Origin of the sequence: Nocardia sp. CY15, from assembly GCF_009829295.1 — a bacterium.
In the GTDB taxonomy this organism is placed as follows: domain Bacteria; phylum Actinomycetota; class Actinomycetes; order Mycobacteriales; family Mycobacteriaceae; genus Nocardia; species Nocardia sputi.
Window position 1 is genome coordinate 67,053 of the sequence record NZ_VUOT01000030.1, and the last position, 15,546, is coordinate 82,598.

At 69.4% G+C, this 15,546-nt stretch carries 16 protein-coding genes and 2 pseudogenes; 8 read left to right on the forward strand and 10 right to left on the reverse strand.

The features are described 5' to 3' along the window. Positions 1-13 precede the first annotated feature (13 nt). Positions 14-1,612, reverse strand: a complete 1,599-nt coding sequence (locus GVY39_RS26795; protein ID WP_159929407.1) for a PucR family transcriptional regulator — start codon at positions 1,610-1,612, stop codon at positions 14-16. Positions 1,613-1,691: 79 nt separating this feature from the next. Next, on the reverse strand, positions 1,692-2,252 hold the full coding sequence (locus tag GVY39_RS26800) for a TetR family transcriptional regulator (protein ID WP_201295364.1): 561 nt from the start codon (positions 2,250-2,252) through the stop codon (positions 1,692-1,694). 182 nt (positions 2,253-2,434) lie between these two features. Between GVY39_RS26800 and GVY39_RS26805 the strand changes: the two genes are divergently transcribed. Both GVY39_RS26805 and GVY39_RS34700 read left to right on the forward strand, forming a co-directional pair. After that, on the forward strand, positions 2,435-3,664 hold the full coding sequence (locus GVY39_RS26805) for an alpha/beta fold hydrolase (RefSeq protein ID WP_159929403.1): 1,230 nt from the start codon (positions 2,435-2,437) through the stop codon (positions 3,662-3,664). A gap of 170 nt (positions 3,665-3,834) precedes the next feature. Further along, positions 3,835-4,041: a hypothetical protein gene (locus GVY39_RS34700; RefSeq protein ID WP_240679475.1), complete on the forward strand. Its 207-nt coding sequence runs from the start codon at positions 3,835-3,837 to the stop codon at positions 4,039-4,041. A 77-nt stretch (positions 4,042-4,118) separates the two neighbouring features. Here GVY39_RS34700 and GVY39_RS26815 read toward each other — a convergent pair whose 3' ends face one another. Further along, entirely contained in the window at positions 4,119-4,580 is a 462-nt protein-coding gene (locus GVY39_RS26815; RefSeq protein ID WP_159929401.1) for a MarR family winged helix-turn-helix transcriptional regulator, read from the reverse strand. Between the two features lie 79 nt (positions 4,581-4,659). Between GVY39_RS26815 and GVY39_RS34705 the strand changes: the two are divergent. The 5 genes and pseudogenes from GVY39_RS34705 to GVY39_RS26835 all read left to right on the forward strand — a co-directional run. Continuing rightward, positions 4,660-5,220 (forward strand): annotated as a pseudogene (locus tag GVY39_RS34705) (NADPH-dependent FMN reductase); the annotation flags it as partial. 30 nt (positions 5,221-5,250) lie between these two features. After that, a complete protein-coding gene (locus GVY39_RS34710; protein WP_240679476.1) occupies positions 5,251-5,631 on the forward strand; it encodes an ester cyclase in 381 nt (126 codons plus the stop codon). A 5-nt stretch (positions 5,632-5,636) separates the two neighbouring features. Next, a complete protein-coding gene (locus GVY39_RS26825; protein ID WP_201295362.1) occupies positions 5,637-6,587 on the forward strand; it encodes an NADP-dependent oxidoreductase in 951 nt (316 codons plus the stop codon). After that, positions 6,584-7,516 (forward strand): NADP-dependent oxidoreductase, encoded by a 933-nt coding sequence (locus tag GVY39_RS26830; RefSeq protein WP_159929395.1) that lies wholly within the window; start codon positions 6,584-6,586, stop codon positions 7,514-7,516. Before GVY39_RS26825 ends, GVY39_RS26830 begins: the two co-directional genes overlap by 4 nt. Before the next feature lie 28 nt (positions 7,517-7,544). After that, positions 7,545-7,868 (forward strand): GNAT family N-acetyltransferase, encoded by a 324-nt coding sequence (locus GVY39_RS26835; RefSeq protein WP_159929393.1) that lies wholly within the window; start codon positions 7,545-7,547, stop codon positions 7,866-7,868. Positions 7,869-8,304: 436 nt separating this feature from the next. Here the strand turns inward: GVY39_RS26835 and GVY39_RS26840 are convergent, their stop codons facing one another. From GVY39_RS26840 to GVY39_RS26870, 7 genes and pseudogenes are all read right to left on the reverse strand, one after another. Next, positions 8,305-8,625, reverse strand: coding sequence for an Atu4866 domain-containing protein (locus GVY39_RS26840; RefSeq protein WP_159929391.1), 321 nt, complete (start codon positions 8,623-8,625; stop codon positions 8,305-8,307). Between the two features lie 162 nt (positions 8,626-8,787). Beyond that, the gene (locus GVY39_RS26845; RefSeq protein ID WP_159929389.1) at positions 8,788-10,161 is read right to left on the reverse strand and encodes an amidohydrolase family protein; all 1,374 of its coding nucleotides are present in this window, start codon (positions 10,159-10,161) and stop codon (positions 8,788-8,790) included. Between the two features lie 25 nt (positions 10,162-10,186). After that, a pseudogene (locus tag GVY39_RS26850) lies at positions 10,187-10,564 on the reverse strand (flavin reductase family protein); the annotation flags it as partial. A 52-nt stretch (positions 10,565-10,616) separates the two neighbouring features. After that, positions 10,617-11,396 carry an SDR family oxidoreductase gene (locus tag GVY39_RS26855; RefSeq protein ID WP_159929385.1) on the reverse strand — a complete coding sequence of 260 codons (780 nt, stop codon included), beginning with the start codon at positions 11,394-11,396 and terminating at the stop codon, positions 10,617-10,619. 188 nt (positions 11,397-11,584) lie between these two features. Then, positions 11,585-12,427: an SDR family oxidoreductase gene (locus GVY39_RS26860; protein WP_159929383.1), complete on the reverse strand. Its 843-nt coding sequence runs from the start codon at positions 12,425-12,427 to the stop codon at positions 11,585-11,587. 193 nt (positions 12,428-12,620) lie between these two features. Beyond that, a complete protein-coding gene (locus GVY39_RS26865) occupies positions 12,621-13,487 on the reverse strand; it encodes a helix-turn-helix transcriptional regulator (protein ID WP_159929381.1) in 867 nt (288 codons plus the stop codon). Further along, positions 13,484-13,987, reverse strand: a complete 504-nt coding sequence (locus GVY39_RS26870) for a hypothetical protein (protein ID WP_159929379.1) — start codon at positions 13,985-13,987, stop codon at positions 13,484-13,486. The genes GVY39_RS26865 and GVY39_RS26870 overlap by 4 nt, the downstream gene beginning before the upstream one ends. A 335-nt stretch (positions 13,988-14,322) precedes the next feature. On the opposite strand from GVY39_RS26870, the gene GVY39_RS26875 reads away from it, so the two are divergent. Further along, on the forward strand, positions 14,323-15,213 hold the full coding sequence (locus tag GVY39_RS26875) for a helix-turn-helix domain-containing protein (RefSeq protein WP_159929377.1): 891 nt from the start codon (positions 14,323-14,325) through the stop codon (positions 15,211-15,213). Positions 15,214-15,546: the final 333 nt, after the last annotated feature.

A 15,546-nucleotide genomic window follows, 5' to 3' on the forward strand; every position in this document is an offset into this window, starting at 1 on the left:
CGCGGCGGCCGGATCATCTGATAGCCGTGGTCGATCCGGCGCCCGGGCCGACGGACTCGGCCGCGAAGGCCAGCGACAAGTCGACGACGTCCTCGAGCCGGTTGACATTGCGTCCGGTCAGCTCGGTGATACGCGCCATGCGGTTGCGTAGGGTGTTGACGTGCACATGCAGGGCGGCGGCCGTCACTCCCCACTGGCCGTCGTTGGCGAGGAACGTTCGCAGGGTGTGCTCGAGTTCGGTGTGGGCGCGGGTGTCGTGCTCGCGGATGATGCCGAGAACCTGATCGGTGAACCGTCTCAGCACCTGCTCATCGAGCAGCCCCAGCAGCATCCGGAATGTCGCGATATCGGCGAAGGTGGCCGTGTCCGGGCCGTTCCGCCCGCGCAGCACCTGGCAGACTTCCCGAGCACGCACCAGCGGTTCCCGCAGGGCGCCCGCAGTCGTCACTATCTCACCCACTCCCACGACGATCCTCGAAACGCGCACGCGCCTGCTTACTTCCGCGGACAGCTCGCGAGCAAAACGCGCCAACTCGTCCGCAGCTCGATCCCAGGGGCAGACAGCTACGACGTCGCGGCTTCCCGCGGCCGTGAATACCGGGATTCCGTGCATGGCGAAGAATGCGCCGACGGCGTCGGCGACATGGTCCGGCGGTGTGTGGTGGCCGACGGTCGGGGAGGATGGGGCGAGTGCGAAGACGCACAGCGGACGGTCCGCCGGCACCCCGTAGGCGCGCAGCCGCTGACTCACCTCGCCGCTGCGCCGTGGTCCCGACAGGATCATCTCCAGTAGCTCGGCTGCGAAGCGCGCCTCGATAGCATGCACCGCCTGCTGTTTGGTGACCTCCAGGCTCAGGAATCGGGCCGCTTGGGCGAGGGCCTCGCGATCGGCCGTATCCAGTTTCGTGGCCGGTTCCAGGCAGTACAAGCCGGCGTCGATTTCCCCCATCGCGCCCTCGACCAGATACAGCGCGGACGGACCGGAACTGAGCAAATCGACCTCGAGCGGCGGTGGCGTACCGTTGAGAGCCACGGCGGCGAGGCGGATCTGCTCTCCTGTCGGTTCGCAGCCGATACTGGCCAGGCAGCGACCCTTGCGGTCGACCACCATCAGCGGTAACTCCGTTTCGCCCCGCAGGATCTCGAGTACGCCCGCCGCGCCACTGCCACGGGACAGGGCGGTGGCCAGAGCATCGCCGCGGTGCACGGTCGCGGCCAGTTCCGCCTGCAGTACCTCGTTCTGGATTCGGGCGGCCGCACGGGTGAGGGCGGCGAACGGCACACTGATAGACAGCTCGATCAACGGCAGGCCACGCGCAATGCACAGCGACACGAGCTCTTCAGGAAGCACCGGGGTCTGCGCCGTCAGTCCGTAGACCAGCCCGGCTGCTCCCGCCCGCGCCAGAGCGTCGATGAACAGCTCCGCCGAGACGTGCGGCAGCCATAGACCGTTGGTCAGCACCAGTTCCCCGGGACGGACGTATGGCGACGGGTCGGGCAGCTCGGTGGAGTGCAGCCAGCTGATCTCCGCCGCCAAACGGTCGGTGAGTTCCGGGGTCATCACCCGCAAGCTCAGCTCGGAATCGGCGACAAGGCGGTTGATGGTCAGCACCTATCGAAATCTACACAAAAATAGGTTCCCCTTGGATGAATAAACATCGCTCTCCACCTACGTGCTGCCGCCTCTCGGGTCAACGGTGCGCCGGTTCGATGTCTAGCGTGCGTTGGAGCTGGCTTGCCCACCAGCGCAGGTGAGCGGTCGAGTCTTGCGCCGCGGCGCCGGTGAGGCCGGCGCTGCGACGGAAGTCGCTGCCGTAGAGGGGCTCGGTTGCCATCGCCTGGTGGAGGGCGGCGACCGCGAGTCGCGTCTCGTCGAGGGGACTTCCGGGAGGCCGACTCCGATGCAGGGCGTCGACGACCGGGTCGAGCATGCCGGCACCACGGTCGCGCCATCCCGCCGCGTGCAGCGCCACCGCGAGTTCGCCGTAGCCGCCGCGATACACGGACTCGAGCGACTCGACGAGCTCGAGGACATCGGTGCCGTGCTCCAGCCATGCGGCGATGACGTCTTGAAGCGCGGCTCGAAGCCGGCCTCCACCATGGCGAAGAAGTTCGGCGAGCAGCTTCTCGCGATTGCCGAAGTGATGCGAGACGCCGGCGTCGGTCATCCCGACCCGCGCTGCCACCGCGCGCACCTGCACAGCGGCGACGCCTCCCTCGGCCAGCAGCGAAGCGGCGGCATCGAGGATCAACCGGCGGGCTTCCTCCGGCGGTCTGCGCGTTCTCGAACTAGTCACCCCGGAATCCTACCTTGACTAGCCAAGGCTTCCCCGCGTACCGTTACCTAGACAGCCCAAGGTAGACCGGAGGGGGGCATGGCGATGTTCGAAATCACCGAGCCGAGAGGGAAATTCGGCAAGGAGGTGGATCGGCGATGACAGACATGACCCTCACACTGCGCGACGTCACACTTCGAGCCACGGTGACCGGCGCGGGCCCCACGGTCCTGCTGCTTCACGCGGGCGAAGAGCGTCGCGACGTCTGGGCACCGGTCACGGAGGGGATGACCGAGTGCGGACTGCGGACGGTGGCCTTCGATCTGCGCGGGCACGGCGAGAGTTCCGGACGGGCCACCACTTTGCGGGCGATCGCCGACGACGTCATCGCGATGGTGGTTCGCGAACCGGCGCCGCTCGTCGTGGTGGGTGCCTCCCTCGGCGGGTTCGCCGCCGTCGCCGCCCTCGCGGAGTCGTCTGTCGCGCAGCGCGTCGCCGGCCTCGTGCTCGTGGACGTCGTTCCTGATGTCGACGCGGATCGGGCCCGCCGCTGGCTCGACGACCACGGGCTCCTCGCCCGCAACACCGAGCTCGCCGATGACATTCTCGCCTCCCGCTCCGAGCTCCACGGGATCATCGCGACATCGGACCTGCCCATCCTGCTCGTGCGGGGAGGACGACGTTCCCCGCTTGGCGACGCCGACGTGGACCGGCTACGCACGGCCAACAGACGCGTCACCGTTACCCGCGTACCGGACGCCGGGCATCTCGTCGCTCGCGACGCCCCCGGGGAACTCGCGCGTATCGTTTCGGCGCACGCCACCAAGTGGCTCGCCACCGACGACGTCGTCAGCCGCGCGTTCGAGCTGCAGCGCACGCTCGGCGCCGAACATATCGATCACCCAGGCGGAACTCTGTTCGAGCACCTTCGCCGGGTGCACACCCTCACGGTCGAATGGAACGCCGCGCCCCGCACCCGACTGGCGTCGATCTGCCACGCGTCATACGGCACCGACGGGTTCCGGCACGCCATGCTGCCGACCACAGATCGTCGGCGGCTGGATCACGTCATCGGCCCCGACGCCGCGGCGCTGGCATACCTCTACGGCGCATGCGATCGCTCACACACCTACCGCGAACTCGGCCGACGGCCCTTGCCCGTGACCGACAGATTCACCGGCGGCTCGAAGACGATCGAAGGAACCGAACTCCGTGACTTCGCCGTCCTGACCATCGCCAACGAACTCGACGTCGCCCGCCACGCCCAGCTTCTCCCGTCGATTCGCAGCGATATCCGTGAACTCGTCGCCGCGCTGGCCACGTACGCGCCCGACGAGGCGGCGGTAGCGCTCGCCGATGAAGTCCTCGCTCGAGCGAGCACCGAGTGAGCCCACCCGGCTGCTCGAAGCCGTCCTCATACTCGGCGATCCGCCCGTCGCCGACAGCGACGCCCACAAGAACACAGCTGAGTGTTCGAACGCCCGATTGGCGCGGCAACCGCCGATCTCTCAGGACTCGGTCAGCGACGGCGTGGCAGTGCGGCGATGCCGAACATCTCGTGCGCGATGCCGAAGCCCAGGTCGTCGACCAATCGCCTTTTCCATGGGCGTTGCGCGATCGCGTGGGTGAACCGGCGCGTGGTCCGTGGACGTGCGGCAATCAGCTCGGCCAGCTCCCATGCCCGTGGCGCGAGGACGCCGACCGGCTCACCCCGCACTTCTGGAACCCCGGCACCGACGACTACCTGGCGGCCGTGCAGACCTGAATGCTGCGCAGCGAGGGGAAGATAGCGCGCCAGCTCTTGGACACATCAACGATTCCGCGGAGGGGCCTCGTCGCCGTCTAGCCGTCATGGCGCTGAGCGGCGAGCAGGCGCTCGAACACGCGGGTCAGCGTCGCCTGCTCGCGCTCGGAGAGATGGTCGAAGAAGTGGCGGCGGACGGTGCCGACGTGCTCGGGAGCGGCTGCCTCGATCGCTTCGCGGCCGGCGGGGGTAATGCGCACCATCGCGCCCCGCGCGTCGTCGGCGCAGTCCTCCCGCACGACCAGGCCGCGCTTCTGCATCCGCGTGACCTGATGGGACAGCCTGCTGCGGTCCCAGCCCACCTCGTGGCCGAGCTCGCGCATGCGGATCACGCCGTCTTCGGCCTCGGAAACGGGTGCCAGCACGGCGTAATCGGCGCCGGAGAGCCCGGCGTCGCGTTCCAGCTGGCGCTCGAAGGTGCGCTGCAGTTCGCGGGTCAGTTCCCGGTAGGCCCGCCACAGCCGGGCTTCCCGCTCGTCGAGCCATCGGACGTCGGCCATGCGAGCAGCATACCAATTTGTTGACACATCAGCAAAGGACTGCTATTTGTAGACACATCATCAAAATGGAGAGGCGGACATGACACGCATCGCGATCATCCTGGGCAGCACCCGTCCGGGCCGGAACGGGGAAGCGGTGGCGCTCTGGGTCCACGAGCTAGCCGCGGCGCGCGACGACGCCGAGTTCGAGCTGGTCGACATCGCCGAGTACCGCCTTCCACATCTGGACGAGGCCGCTCCCCCGTCGCTCGGGCAGTACGCGCACGAGCACACCAAGGCGTGGGCGGAGAAGATCGCCTCGTTCGACGGGTACGTCTTCGTCACCCCCGAGTACAACCACTCGACCTCGGGCGCGCTGAAGAACGCCATCGACTTCCTCTACGGCGAGTGGAACAACAAGGCCGCCGGGTTCGTCAGCTACGGCAGCGCGGGCGGCACCAGAGCGGTGGAGCACCTGCGGCTGGTCATGGGCGAGCTGCAGGTGGCCGACGTCCGCAACCAGGTCACGCTGTCGCTGTTCACCGACTTCGAGGACTTCAGCGTCTTCGCGCCCGCCGAGCGGCACACCGCCGCGGTCGGCGCGCTGCTGGACCAGGTGGTCGCTTGGAGCCGGGCGCTGGCCTCGCTGCGCACCGATGCCAAGGACGTCGTGCGCCGCAACACCGAGCGCGTGCAGTCCGGTGGTGATTTCACCCTGTTCGAGGAGCTGTTCGCGGACGACTTCGTCGACCACACCCCGCAACCGGGCACCACGCCGGACAAGGACGGCGTCCGCGTCCTCTACCACGCGCTGCGCACGGCGTTCCCCGACTTCTCGGCGAAGATCCACTGGCAGACCGTCGACGGCGACGTCGTGACCACCTACAAGACGTATTCGGGCACCCACCGGGGTGAGTTCCTCGGCTTGGCCCCGACCGGCGAGCACGTCGAGTTCGAAACGGTCGACGCGATGCGTGTGCGCGACGGGCAGATCACCGAACACTGGGGCGTAGCCAACCTGTACTCGGTCCTGCAACAGCTCGGGGCGCTGCCCGCCCACGCGGGAAAGTGACGACGATGCCCAGAGCAGTACGGTTCTCCCGCTACGGCGGACCCGACGTTCTCGAGATCGCGGAGGTCGACCAGCCCCGCGCGGAGCCCGGCCGAGTGGTCGTCGACGTCGTCGCCGCGGCCCTCAACCCTGGAGAGATCGGTATCCGCGAAGGCGTGTTCGCCGCGATCTGGCCCGCCCGGTTCCCCGAGGGCCAGGGCAACGACTTCGCCGGACGGGTCGCCGAGGTCGGTGCCGGGGTGACCGGATTCGCACCCGGCGACGAAGTCCTCGGCTTCGCGCCGCGCGCCGCTCAAGCCGACTTCGTCGTGGCCGCTGCGGGCGCGCTCACCGCCAAGCCCGCCGGCCTCGGCTGGGCCGAGGCCGCGTGCATCGCCGGCGCGGGTGCGACCGCCTGGGCCGGCGTGGAGGCCGTCGACCCGCGACCCGGCGAGACGGTCGTCGTCTCGGCCGCGGCCGGCGGTGTCGGGGTGGTCACCGCCCAGCTGGCCCGGCTGCGCGGGGCCACGGTGATCGGGACCGCGAGCGAGGGCAACTTCGGCTTGCTGCGCGGTCTCGGCATCCATCCGGTGACCTACGGCCCCGGGCTGGCCGACCGGCTGCGCGCCGCGGCACCGCAGGGCGTCGACGTGTACCTGGACACCTTCGGCGCGGGGAACGTGAACACCGCCATCGCACTGGGTGTCGGCCCGGACCGGATCAACACCACAGCCGAGGGCCGGGCGGTGCAGCGCTACGGCGTCCACTCGGCTGCGCAGGAGCAGGCCGACGACCCGGTCGTCTGGGCCCGCCTGGCCGCCCTCGTCGCGAAGGGCGAGATCACCATCCCCATCGCCGCCGTCTACCCCCTGGAGCGCGTCCGCGACGCCTACCGGGATCTGGCGACCCGGCACGTCGGCGGCAAGCGCGTCCTGGCGGTCGAGCCGCTGCCCGAGTTCGAAGGAGACCACCGATGAAGGCACTGCTCACCCGGGCCTACGGGCCGCTGGAAGATCTGGAGATAGCCGAGGTACCGCGGCCGGAGCCCGGCGCGGGGCAGCTCCTTGTCCGCGTCGAGGCCGCCGCCGTCAACCCGGTCGACATCGCGCTGGTCACCGGCGCGATGCGCGACGACCTGCCGGTGCCGCACCCGTTCGTGCCCGGCGTCGACGTCAGCGGCGTCGTCGTGGCCGTCGGGCCCGGCGTCGGCGGATTCTCGACCGGGGACGCGGTCGTCGCGTGGAACGGGGTGCCCTCCGGCGCCTTCGCCGAGTACGCCCTGGTGCGCGCCGACGATTCCGCCGCCGTGCGGCCGGCGGGGCTGGATGCGCGCCACGGAGCCGCGCTGCCGACCGGGGCCCTGACTGCGGCGGCGCTGCTCGACGAGGCCGGGCCCGTGCCGGGTGTCACGCTGCTCGTCGTCGGCGCCACCGGCGGTCTCGGCGGCTACGCCGTCCAGCTCGCCAAGCAGGCCGGCGCGACCGTAATCGCCACCGGCCGGGACGGAGACCGTGACTATCTGGCGGACCTGGGCGCGGACGGGGTGATCGACTACCGCGCCGAGAACGTCGCCGAGCGCGTGCGGCACTGGGCGCCCGAAGGCGCCGACGTGGTGCTCGACGTCGCCCAAGCCGGCCCCGCGCTGGCCGCCTCTGCGGCGGCGGCCAGACCCGGTGGCATGGTGGTGTCCCCCCTCGGCGGCCCGCAGGCGTTCGAACGGGACGTCCGGGCCGTCTACACCGGAACGACCACGCCCGCTGGTCGGCTGGCCGGGCTCGCCGCGCAAGCGTCCGCCGGCACGCTGCGGGTGGAGATCGGCGCGCAGTACCCGTTCGCCCAGGCGCGGCAGGCGCTGCTCGACTTCCGGGCCCGGCACGTCCGCGGCAAGGTCGTCGTCACCTTCTGAGCCCACCACTGCCCGAAATGGAGAGACCATGACCACCACTGTGCGCCGCAACGACGGCGAGAGCCGGTACGAGATCACAGTGGACGGTGAGCTGGCCGGGCTCGCCGCCTACGCCGACCACGACGGCCGACGGATCATGTATCACACCGAGGTCTTCGACGCCTTCGCCGGCCGCGGCCTGAGCAGCACCCTCGTCGCCGGAGCCCTCGCCGACGTCCGCGACACAGGCACCAGGGTCGTCCCGGTCTGCCCGGTCGTCGCCGCCTACCTGCGCAAGCATCCCGACCAGAACGACATCGCCGACCCCGTCGAACCCGAGACGCTGCGCTGGCTGCGGGCGGCCCTGAGCTGAAACGGACGCGAACGCAAGAAATGGCTTATGCCAGATAAGGGTTCTGATCCGGGTAGCGGCGAGCTGCGATCTTATGAACCGGTGTCCAGGTCAGGGCCAAGACGGCCGCTACGACGACGACCACGATTTCGACGCTTCGGTGATTCATCGACGCGGGTTCCCTACGGTTTTTCCTGGCGGGCGATGGTGGCCGACTCGACCAGAGGGTCCTGACCGCGGTGCCATCCCCGTCGGTGCGGCGGTCGAGGATGGCGCCGGCGGTGTCGGTGTCGGCAGGAGTAGCGGTGGAGGGTGAGGTGGGCGGCAGTGCGGTGGGGGCGGCAGCCGTTTGCCACAATGAGCGCCAGGGCCGCATACACCAGGATGGTGAGGACGATCTGGGCCATGGCTTGTCCCTTCTATGGGGTGGTACCGGGTTGCCGTCCGGCGGGCGCGGTCAGCTTTCGCGATAGAGCACCAAGTGCTCGTGGTGGAGCACGCCGTCTCGCACGTTGCCGGTGGCTGTGAAGCCCAGGTCGTCGTGGTAGTCGATGTGGGCGCCGGTCACGGTGTAGCGGCCGGTGTAGGCGCGTTTGCGGCCGTCGCGTTCTTCTTCGTAGCGGCCGCTCGCGAGAAGTTCCTGGCGGATGCGGCCGTCGGCCGTGACCCACATGCCGACGTACGGGTGGGGGGCGGATGCCGATCGGCCGCTACCGATGGCGGCGAAGGCGAGCAGTGTTGTGAGCAGTCCGAGCAGATCCCGGGTGCTTAAGTACATGGGAGGGGGTCCTTCGAGCGGTGGTGGAGGGGGTGGACGGAACCGGCCGACTCGAATTGCCGACCGGTCCACAGGGGCGGGGTCAGCGGCGGGTGAGGCGGTAGCCGGCAGGCGGATGCCGATTCACCGGGGCCGCGCTGATCCCGGCGCTGGTGCGGCCGGTCATGAGGTGTGGACGGCGGCCAGGATACGGTCGCGGGAGGCGTGCACGTCTTCGCGTAGAGCGGCCAGGTCGAGGTCGAGCACGGTCCCGGCCCACTTGCGGACCTGGCCGGCGATGAAGACGGCCTCGATGTTGCGTGCGTCGGAGCCGAGGACGAGGGTGCCGATGGGGTCGTTGAGCGGCATGTTGTTGAGGTCCTCGGCGCGCACGACGAGCACGTCGGCCTGCTTTCCCGGGGTGAGGGAGCCGGTCACGTCGCCGAGGCCGATGCTCTTGGCGCCCTGCAGGGTGGCGAAGTCGAGCACGTCGTGCACGCCGATCCGGGCGGCGGGCTGATCGCCGGTGCCGTAGGCGGCATGGACGGCGCGCATGCGCTGGATGGCGTGCAGGGCGCGCATCTGCGTAAACATGTCGCTGGCCAGCGCGACTTCCACGTCGATGCTCAGGCCTGGCCGGATGCCGACGGCGAGCGCCTCGTCGATGGCCGGGATCGCGCTTTCCAAGCCGATCTGCGCGTCCGAAGTCGGAGCGAGCGCGACATTGGTGCCGGTGTCGGCCACCGCCTGCCAGGCCTGTGGGGTCAGGCCGGTGCAGTGGATGAGGGAGACGTCCGGGCCGAGCAGACCTTGCTCGGCCCAGCCGAGGATGGCCTCGGAGGAGGGCAGGCCGAAGACGGCGTCGATGCTGACTCCGATGCCGAGGTCGCGGGCGGTGCGCGCGAGGCGTTCGCCGTAGGCGAGGTCGGGGCCGGCGACCTCGTCGGTGGCCAGAGCGGCCAGGCGCAGAGTGAGCAGTCCGCCGGAGGCGAAGTAGGTGTCGTGTAGGCGGGTCAGGTCGGCCGGCCATTGGCCGTCCCAGGTTCCGAAGTGTGGGCGCATGGATGCGTGCACGCCCCGGATGCCGGTCTCGGCCAGTGCGCGGATTGCGGCGTCGGAGTGGGCGGCGGTCCGGGAGTTGTGGGAGAAGTCGAGCATGGTGGTGATGCCGCTGTCGATGGCGGTCAGCGCGGCCAGGCGGGTGCCGATGTACATGTCGTGTGGCTGGTAGGCGGGGGCTATACCGGCCAGGGTGGAGGTGACGTACTGGCCGAGGTCGTTGACATCCGGCATGATGCGGCGTAGTTGCGCCTCCCAGGCGTGACGGTGGGTGTCGACGAAGCCGGGGGCCAGGATGGCTCCGGTGACGTCGATGACCAGGGCGTCGTCGGCCGCGAGGTCCGAGCCGACGGCGGCGATCCGGTCGCCTTCGATGAGCAGGTCGGCGCCGGGTAGGACACCCGCCTCCGGGTCCATGCTGACGACGGCGGCGGCTCCGGTGAGCAGGATACGGCGGCCGGAGGTGTGGCGGCGCAGGTCGTCCAGGGTGGCGTTCATAGTGCTTCCTTCAGCGTGCGGGGGGTCAGGCGTGGGTCAGGTACTGCCACTTGGTCATGCGGTGCCGCAGGTCCACGGTGGCGGCGTTGGCGGAGAAGGTGCCGTTGCCGCGGTGGTGGAATTCGCCCGCGCCGCGCTTGCCCGGATCGATCCAGGCCCGCCCGGCTCTGAGGATCCACAAGTGGTGGTCGTCGGCGAGCCGGTCGTCGGCCACCGTGCATTCGATGTTGGCGAAGCATTCGGCGACGAGCGGCGCCTCCACAGTGGCGGCGGGCATGGGCGTGAAGCCGAAGCGGCGCCATTTGTCGGTGTCGCGGCCGGAGATGTTGCCTGCGTCGACCACTTGCTCGGCCAGTTCGATGGACGGGATCGCCAGCACACATTGCCCGCCCTCGCGCAAGGCGGCGTGGCTGTGGTAGCCGGGTAAGGCCGATACTTCATCGAGTCAGGTCGCGTCAAACGGCCTGCGCGGTGGGCAGGATGGTGATCTCGGTGAGGTTGACGTGGCGGGGTGAGGCGGCGATGAACGCCACTGTCTCGGCCACATCGACCGACTGCAGCGGGTCGATCTCGGTGAGCAGCCCTTCCATGAGGGCGCTGGCGTCGGGGTCGGTGACGTGGCTCGGCAGCTCGGTGTCGACCATGCCGGGCTCGATCGTGGCCACCCGGACGTTCTTGGGGCCGAGCTCGACACGCAGCAGTCGGGTGAGGTGGCTGATGTAGGCCTTGGTGCCGGAGTAGACGGAGAACTTCTCCAGGATCCGGGTCGCCGCGATCGAGGAGGTGGTGATCAGGTCCGCAGGCCGGCCCGCCTCAGCGGCGGTGGTCAGGTGCGGCAGGAAGGCACCGATGACGTTCATGACGCCGGTGATGTTCAGGTCGATCTGACGCTGCCAGTCGTCCTGCTTCAAGTCGGTGATCGGTGAGATGAGCTGGACGCCAGCGTTGTTGACGACGAGGTCGGCCGTACCGAGCCGCTCGGCGATCTCGGCCGCCGCATCGTTGACGGCTTGCCGGTTGGTGACATCGACGGCGATGGCGATCGCCGTGCCGCCGGCGGCGCTGATGGACGCGCTCAGGTCGTCGAGCTTGTCCTTGCGGCGGGCCAGCACGGCGACGTTCGCGCCGAGCTCGGCCAAGCGCAGGGCCGTGGCTGCGCCGATGCCGCTGGAAGCGCCCGAGACCACGGCGACGCGACCTGCCAGCGGGGTTCCTGTGAGCAGAACACTAGTCATGACAAAGACCTTTCGTGTGTGGGGATGGTGCCCGCGTTCAGTGGCGGGCGAGATGGGCTGCGGTTACGGGAGGGTGGCGGCGGCGTTGTCGACGCCGTTCGCGGGATGCCCTCGCAACAGGTGGAGCCGCGGGTGCTGGACAGTGCGTGGTGCGCTGTGGCGGACTCGGGCCTGCTGGACGCCGCTGGTCAGGCCGCGGCGTCGGCGTGCGCGGTGGCGGCGGACTTGGCCCGCCATGGGGCCACGTCCCTCCCGATCTGCTCCAGCTTGGCCTGCAACCGCTCCAGGGTGTCGGGCCCCAGGTACAGGTGCGTAGGCAGGCTGTCCTGGCAGGTGACCTCGTAAATCAGGGCGGCGCCCTTGACCGGGTCGCCCAGCTGGGTGTGGTTGGCGGTGCCAGCCCAGTCGAGGGTCACGTGGGCAGGGGTGCCGTCGTAGGCGGCGATACGGCCTGCGGGCATCGACAGGGAACTGGCGTCCAGGAAGTCGGTGCGCAGCACGCCCGGCTCGACCACCATCGACTGGATGCCGAACGGTTCCAGCTCCTTCGACAACGCCTCGCTGATGCCCGCGACGGCGAACTTCGAAGCGCAGTACATGCTCACCCCGGGCTCGCCCTCGAACCCTGACCGTGAGCCGATGTGCACGAGCCTGCCCGAACCCTGCCGACGCATGACGGGCAGCACCGCGCGGGTCATGTCGATCACCCCGAAGACGTTGAGGTCGAACAGGGAGCGGGCCTCGACGTCGCTGATCTCCTCCAGGGCGCCGAGCAGGCCCCGACCGGCGTTGTTGACCAACACATCGAGGGTGCCGAACCGGTCGACGGCGGTCTGGACAGCGGCGGGAATGGCCGCGCTGTCGGTGACGTCCAGGGCGACGGTGAGTACGTTGCCGGCCTTGGCCAGGTCGTCCGGCACGCGGGCCGGGTCGCGGACCGCGATGACGACGTTGTCGCCCTGAGCGAGGGCGGTGCGGGCGATCTCGGCGCCCAGGCCTCGGGATGCTCCGGTGATGAACCAGGTGGTCATGACGGTGTCCTTCGTTCCGTTTCGTTTGGCTGACATCTACAGATTGCCGAGGTCAGCGCGGTGGAAGAAGGTCACGACCTTCCTGGGAGTGATGTACCTAGGAACCGGCCCGAGCGGCACGTGGGCGCGCACGAAGAAGAGGCCGGGGCGGTGCCCCGGCCTCTTCAGAGGGTGTCGTGGTCGTGGTCGTCAGTCAGAGGGTTCGGTCGGCGCCTGGTCGGTGTCCTGCGAGTGCCTGAGGAAGCGCATCGTCGGCCCGCGCCCGCAGCCGTTCGAACGCCTGCGCGGTGGGCGTGCCCGGCTCGGCCTGGTAGACCACCAGCTGCTGGTGCGGCGCACCGTTGACGGTGAAGGCCGAGAACAGGATGTGCAGGTCACCCGCATACGGGTGGCGCAGGTGCTTGCCTTCTAGAGTCTTTGGCTTGACGTCATGGCGGCCCCACAGCTCGGCGAATTCGGGACTGTGGGCCGACAGATCCGACACGACTTCGGCGATGCGCGCATTATCGGGGTCGTGACCGTATGCGGCGCGGATCTCCGCCACGCACGAGTGCGCGGCCCGGTCCCACTCCTGATAGAACTCGCGCCCAGCCGGGTCCATGAACACCATGCGGGCCAGGTTGTCGGGCGTGCGGAAGCCTTCGTGCAGCGCTGCGGCCATGCTGTTGCTGGCCAGGATGTCCAGCGCCGGACCGAGAGCGAAGGCGGGCGAGGTGGACCAGCCGTCCATCAGTTGCAGCAGTTGCGGGCTGACCGTGATGTCCTGGGCCCGCGAGGTCCGCGACTCCGGCGGCTGCACCAGCCGCCACAAGTGCTCGGTGGCGGCCGCGTCCAGCCGCAGCGCCCGCGCCACCGCGTCGACCACCTGGGGCGAGGGGCTGGACTCGCGGCCCTGCTCGAGGCGCACGTAGTAGTCGCTGCTCATACCGGCCAGCATCGCCACCTCTTCGCGACGAAGACCCTTCACCCGGCGCCGCCCGTACTCGGGCAGCCCGATGTCCTGCGGCTTGAGCGCTTCGCGACGGGCGCGCAGGAACTCGCCCAGCGGGGTTCCGGTCATGCCGTGCCTCCCGCCGGGTCCTTGCCCGAGGCGGCCTGCATGACCGTACCGACCGCGCTTATGCAGGCTGTCATGTCCGTCCTCTCATCGTGCGGAACTGTCAGAAGGCGACGATCACCTTCCCCTGGCTGTGTTGTGCGGCCAAGTCGACGAGTGCCCGGCGGGCGTCGGCGAAAGGGATGAGTGGCGCCGATCATGACCCGTAGGGCGCCGCGCGCCGCCTGCCCGGCGAGGGCGTCCAGGCGCCCCGGCGCGGGAACGGTGCCTGTATAGACGGCCACCCGGGTTACGACGCCGGTGATGTCGACGCCCGGCACGAACGGGTGCGTAATCGGGAAGACCTTGCGCACCGCAACTGTAACCAATTTGATGTCGATCGGGTTCAGCGCTGCGGCCGCGGCGCGGACCAGCACCTGTTCCGGTCCCGGCACAGGAACGGGCACATCGGCGAAAGACAGCTTCTCCGCCGGCCCGTACGCGCGGGAGATCAGCGCCTTCACAGGTTCCTCCTGCCCCCATCGTCTTTGCTGCAGCGTTGCTGATAGGGACGATACCGGCATCGCCGAAGATTGCTCGTCTACGGACTCAACGTCGCCTTCGTGGAATAACTTCCGCTGAGGCGGGTACCGGGCGCCGTTCGAGCGCCTCCGCGGGGGCGCTGTGCTCACGTTCCTGTCGCCGCGCTCGACTTCCAGATATTCACCGCAGACTCGACATCAGCTCGCGCCGCACGTTGCGATCTCGACCTCGGCACGCGACCCGCGCGGTTGCGGCCGTCAGCCTGGGAGTGATGCACCCAGGCAGCATGCCCGGCGTTTGCCTAACTTCGGATGTCATGAACCGTGAGCGCAACGACTTACTGGGGAGGTTTCTGCGAGAGCGCCGCGCGCTCGTGCGGCCGGAGCAAGCCGGGCTGCCCTCAGACGGCAGCCGTCGGGTTCCTGGGCTGCGCCGCGACGAGGTCGCCCACCTAGCTGGCCTCAGTGTCGGCTACTACGCCCGGCTCGAACAGGGCCGCCAGCATCCCACCCGCCAGACCGTGGAAAGCCTGGCCCGGGCACTGCGCCTCGACGAGCAGGCCATGGTGGAGCTGTATCGGCTGGCCCGGCCCACCGCCGGGCGCCGTCGGCCCGGCCTCATCGAGCGGGTCGCGCCCGAGGTGCTGGCCCTGCTGAACGACTGGACGGTGGCACCTGCCTTCATCCTGGGAAGGTCCTGCGACGTGCTGGTCCGCAACCCGCTGGCGAACGTGCTGCACAGCCACTTCGTCCTCGGCGACAACCTGCTGCGCATGATCTTCCTCGACCCGACAGGGCGGCAGTTCTTCCGCGACTGGACCAGCGCCGCCCGTGCGGCCGTGCACGACCTACGCCAAGCCACCGGCCAGAGCCCGGACGCGCGCAACCTGCGCGAACTCGTCGGCGAACTCGCCATCACCAGCCCCGACTTCCGCCGGTTGTGGGCAGCTCCTGAGCCGCGCGGCGCACTCAGCCCCGCCACCCGCTTCCATCACCCCGACGTCGGCGACCTACACCTGCGCACCGAGATCTTTCCCATCGCCAGCACGCCCGGTCTGCGGCTCATCGCCCATCCGGCCGAACCGGGCTCCCCCTCAGCCCGAGCCCTGGCCCTGCTGGGTACCCTGGCAACCGACATTCGAGGTCCCCACCATCACGCCGACACCGTCCGAGCGGCACGCTCGCCTCGGCCCAGACCAGTGCTCTGATCAGGTATTTCGCGAGCCCATGGCCAGCACTTCACGCCGGTTCAACGCCGCCGGGCGCGTGCGTGTACTCAGCTAGCCGAGGCCGCCCCAGTGCTTGACGCGGCGTCGGATCGTGCGGTCGGAGCAGCGCCGTTGCCCTGAATTCCCTGCGGCCCTGCCTGCGAAAGATGTGCGAGCTGCCACCGAGGACCGAGTACCGCTCCAAGTGTCAACGTCGGTCGAATCGTGACCCGGCTTGTTCGCTGGAATCTTGACCCACCCTTTGGTTGGTTTCAGTCGTTGGTTTTGGCCGCGGGGACGCGGCCGAGGTCTCGGTCTTTGAGGCGGTAGCTG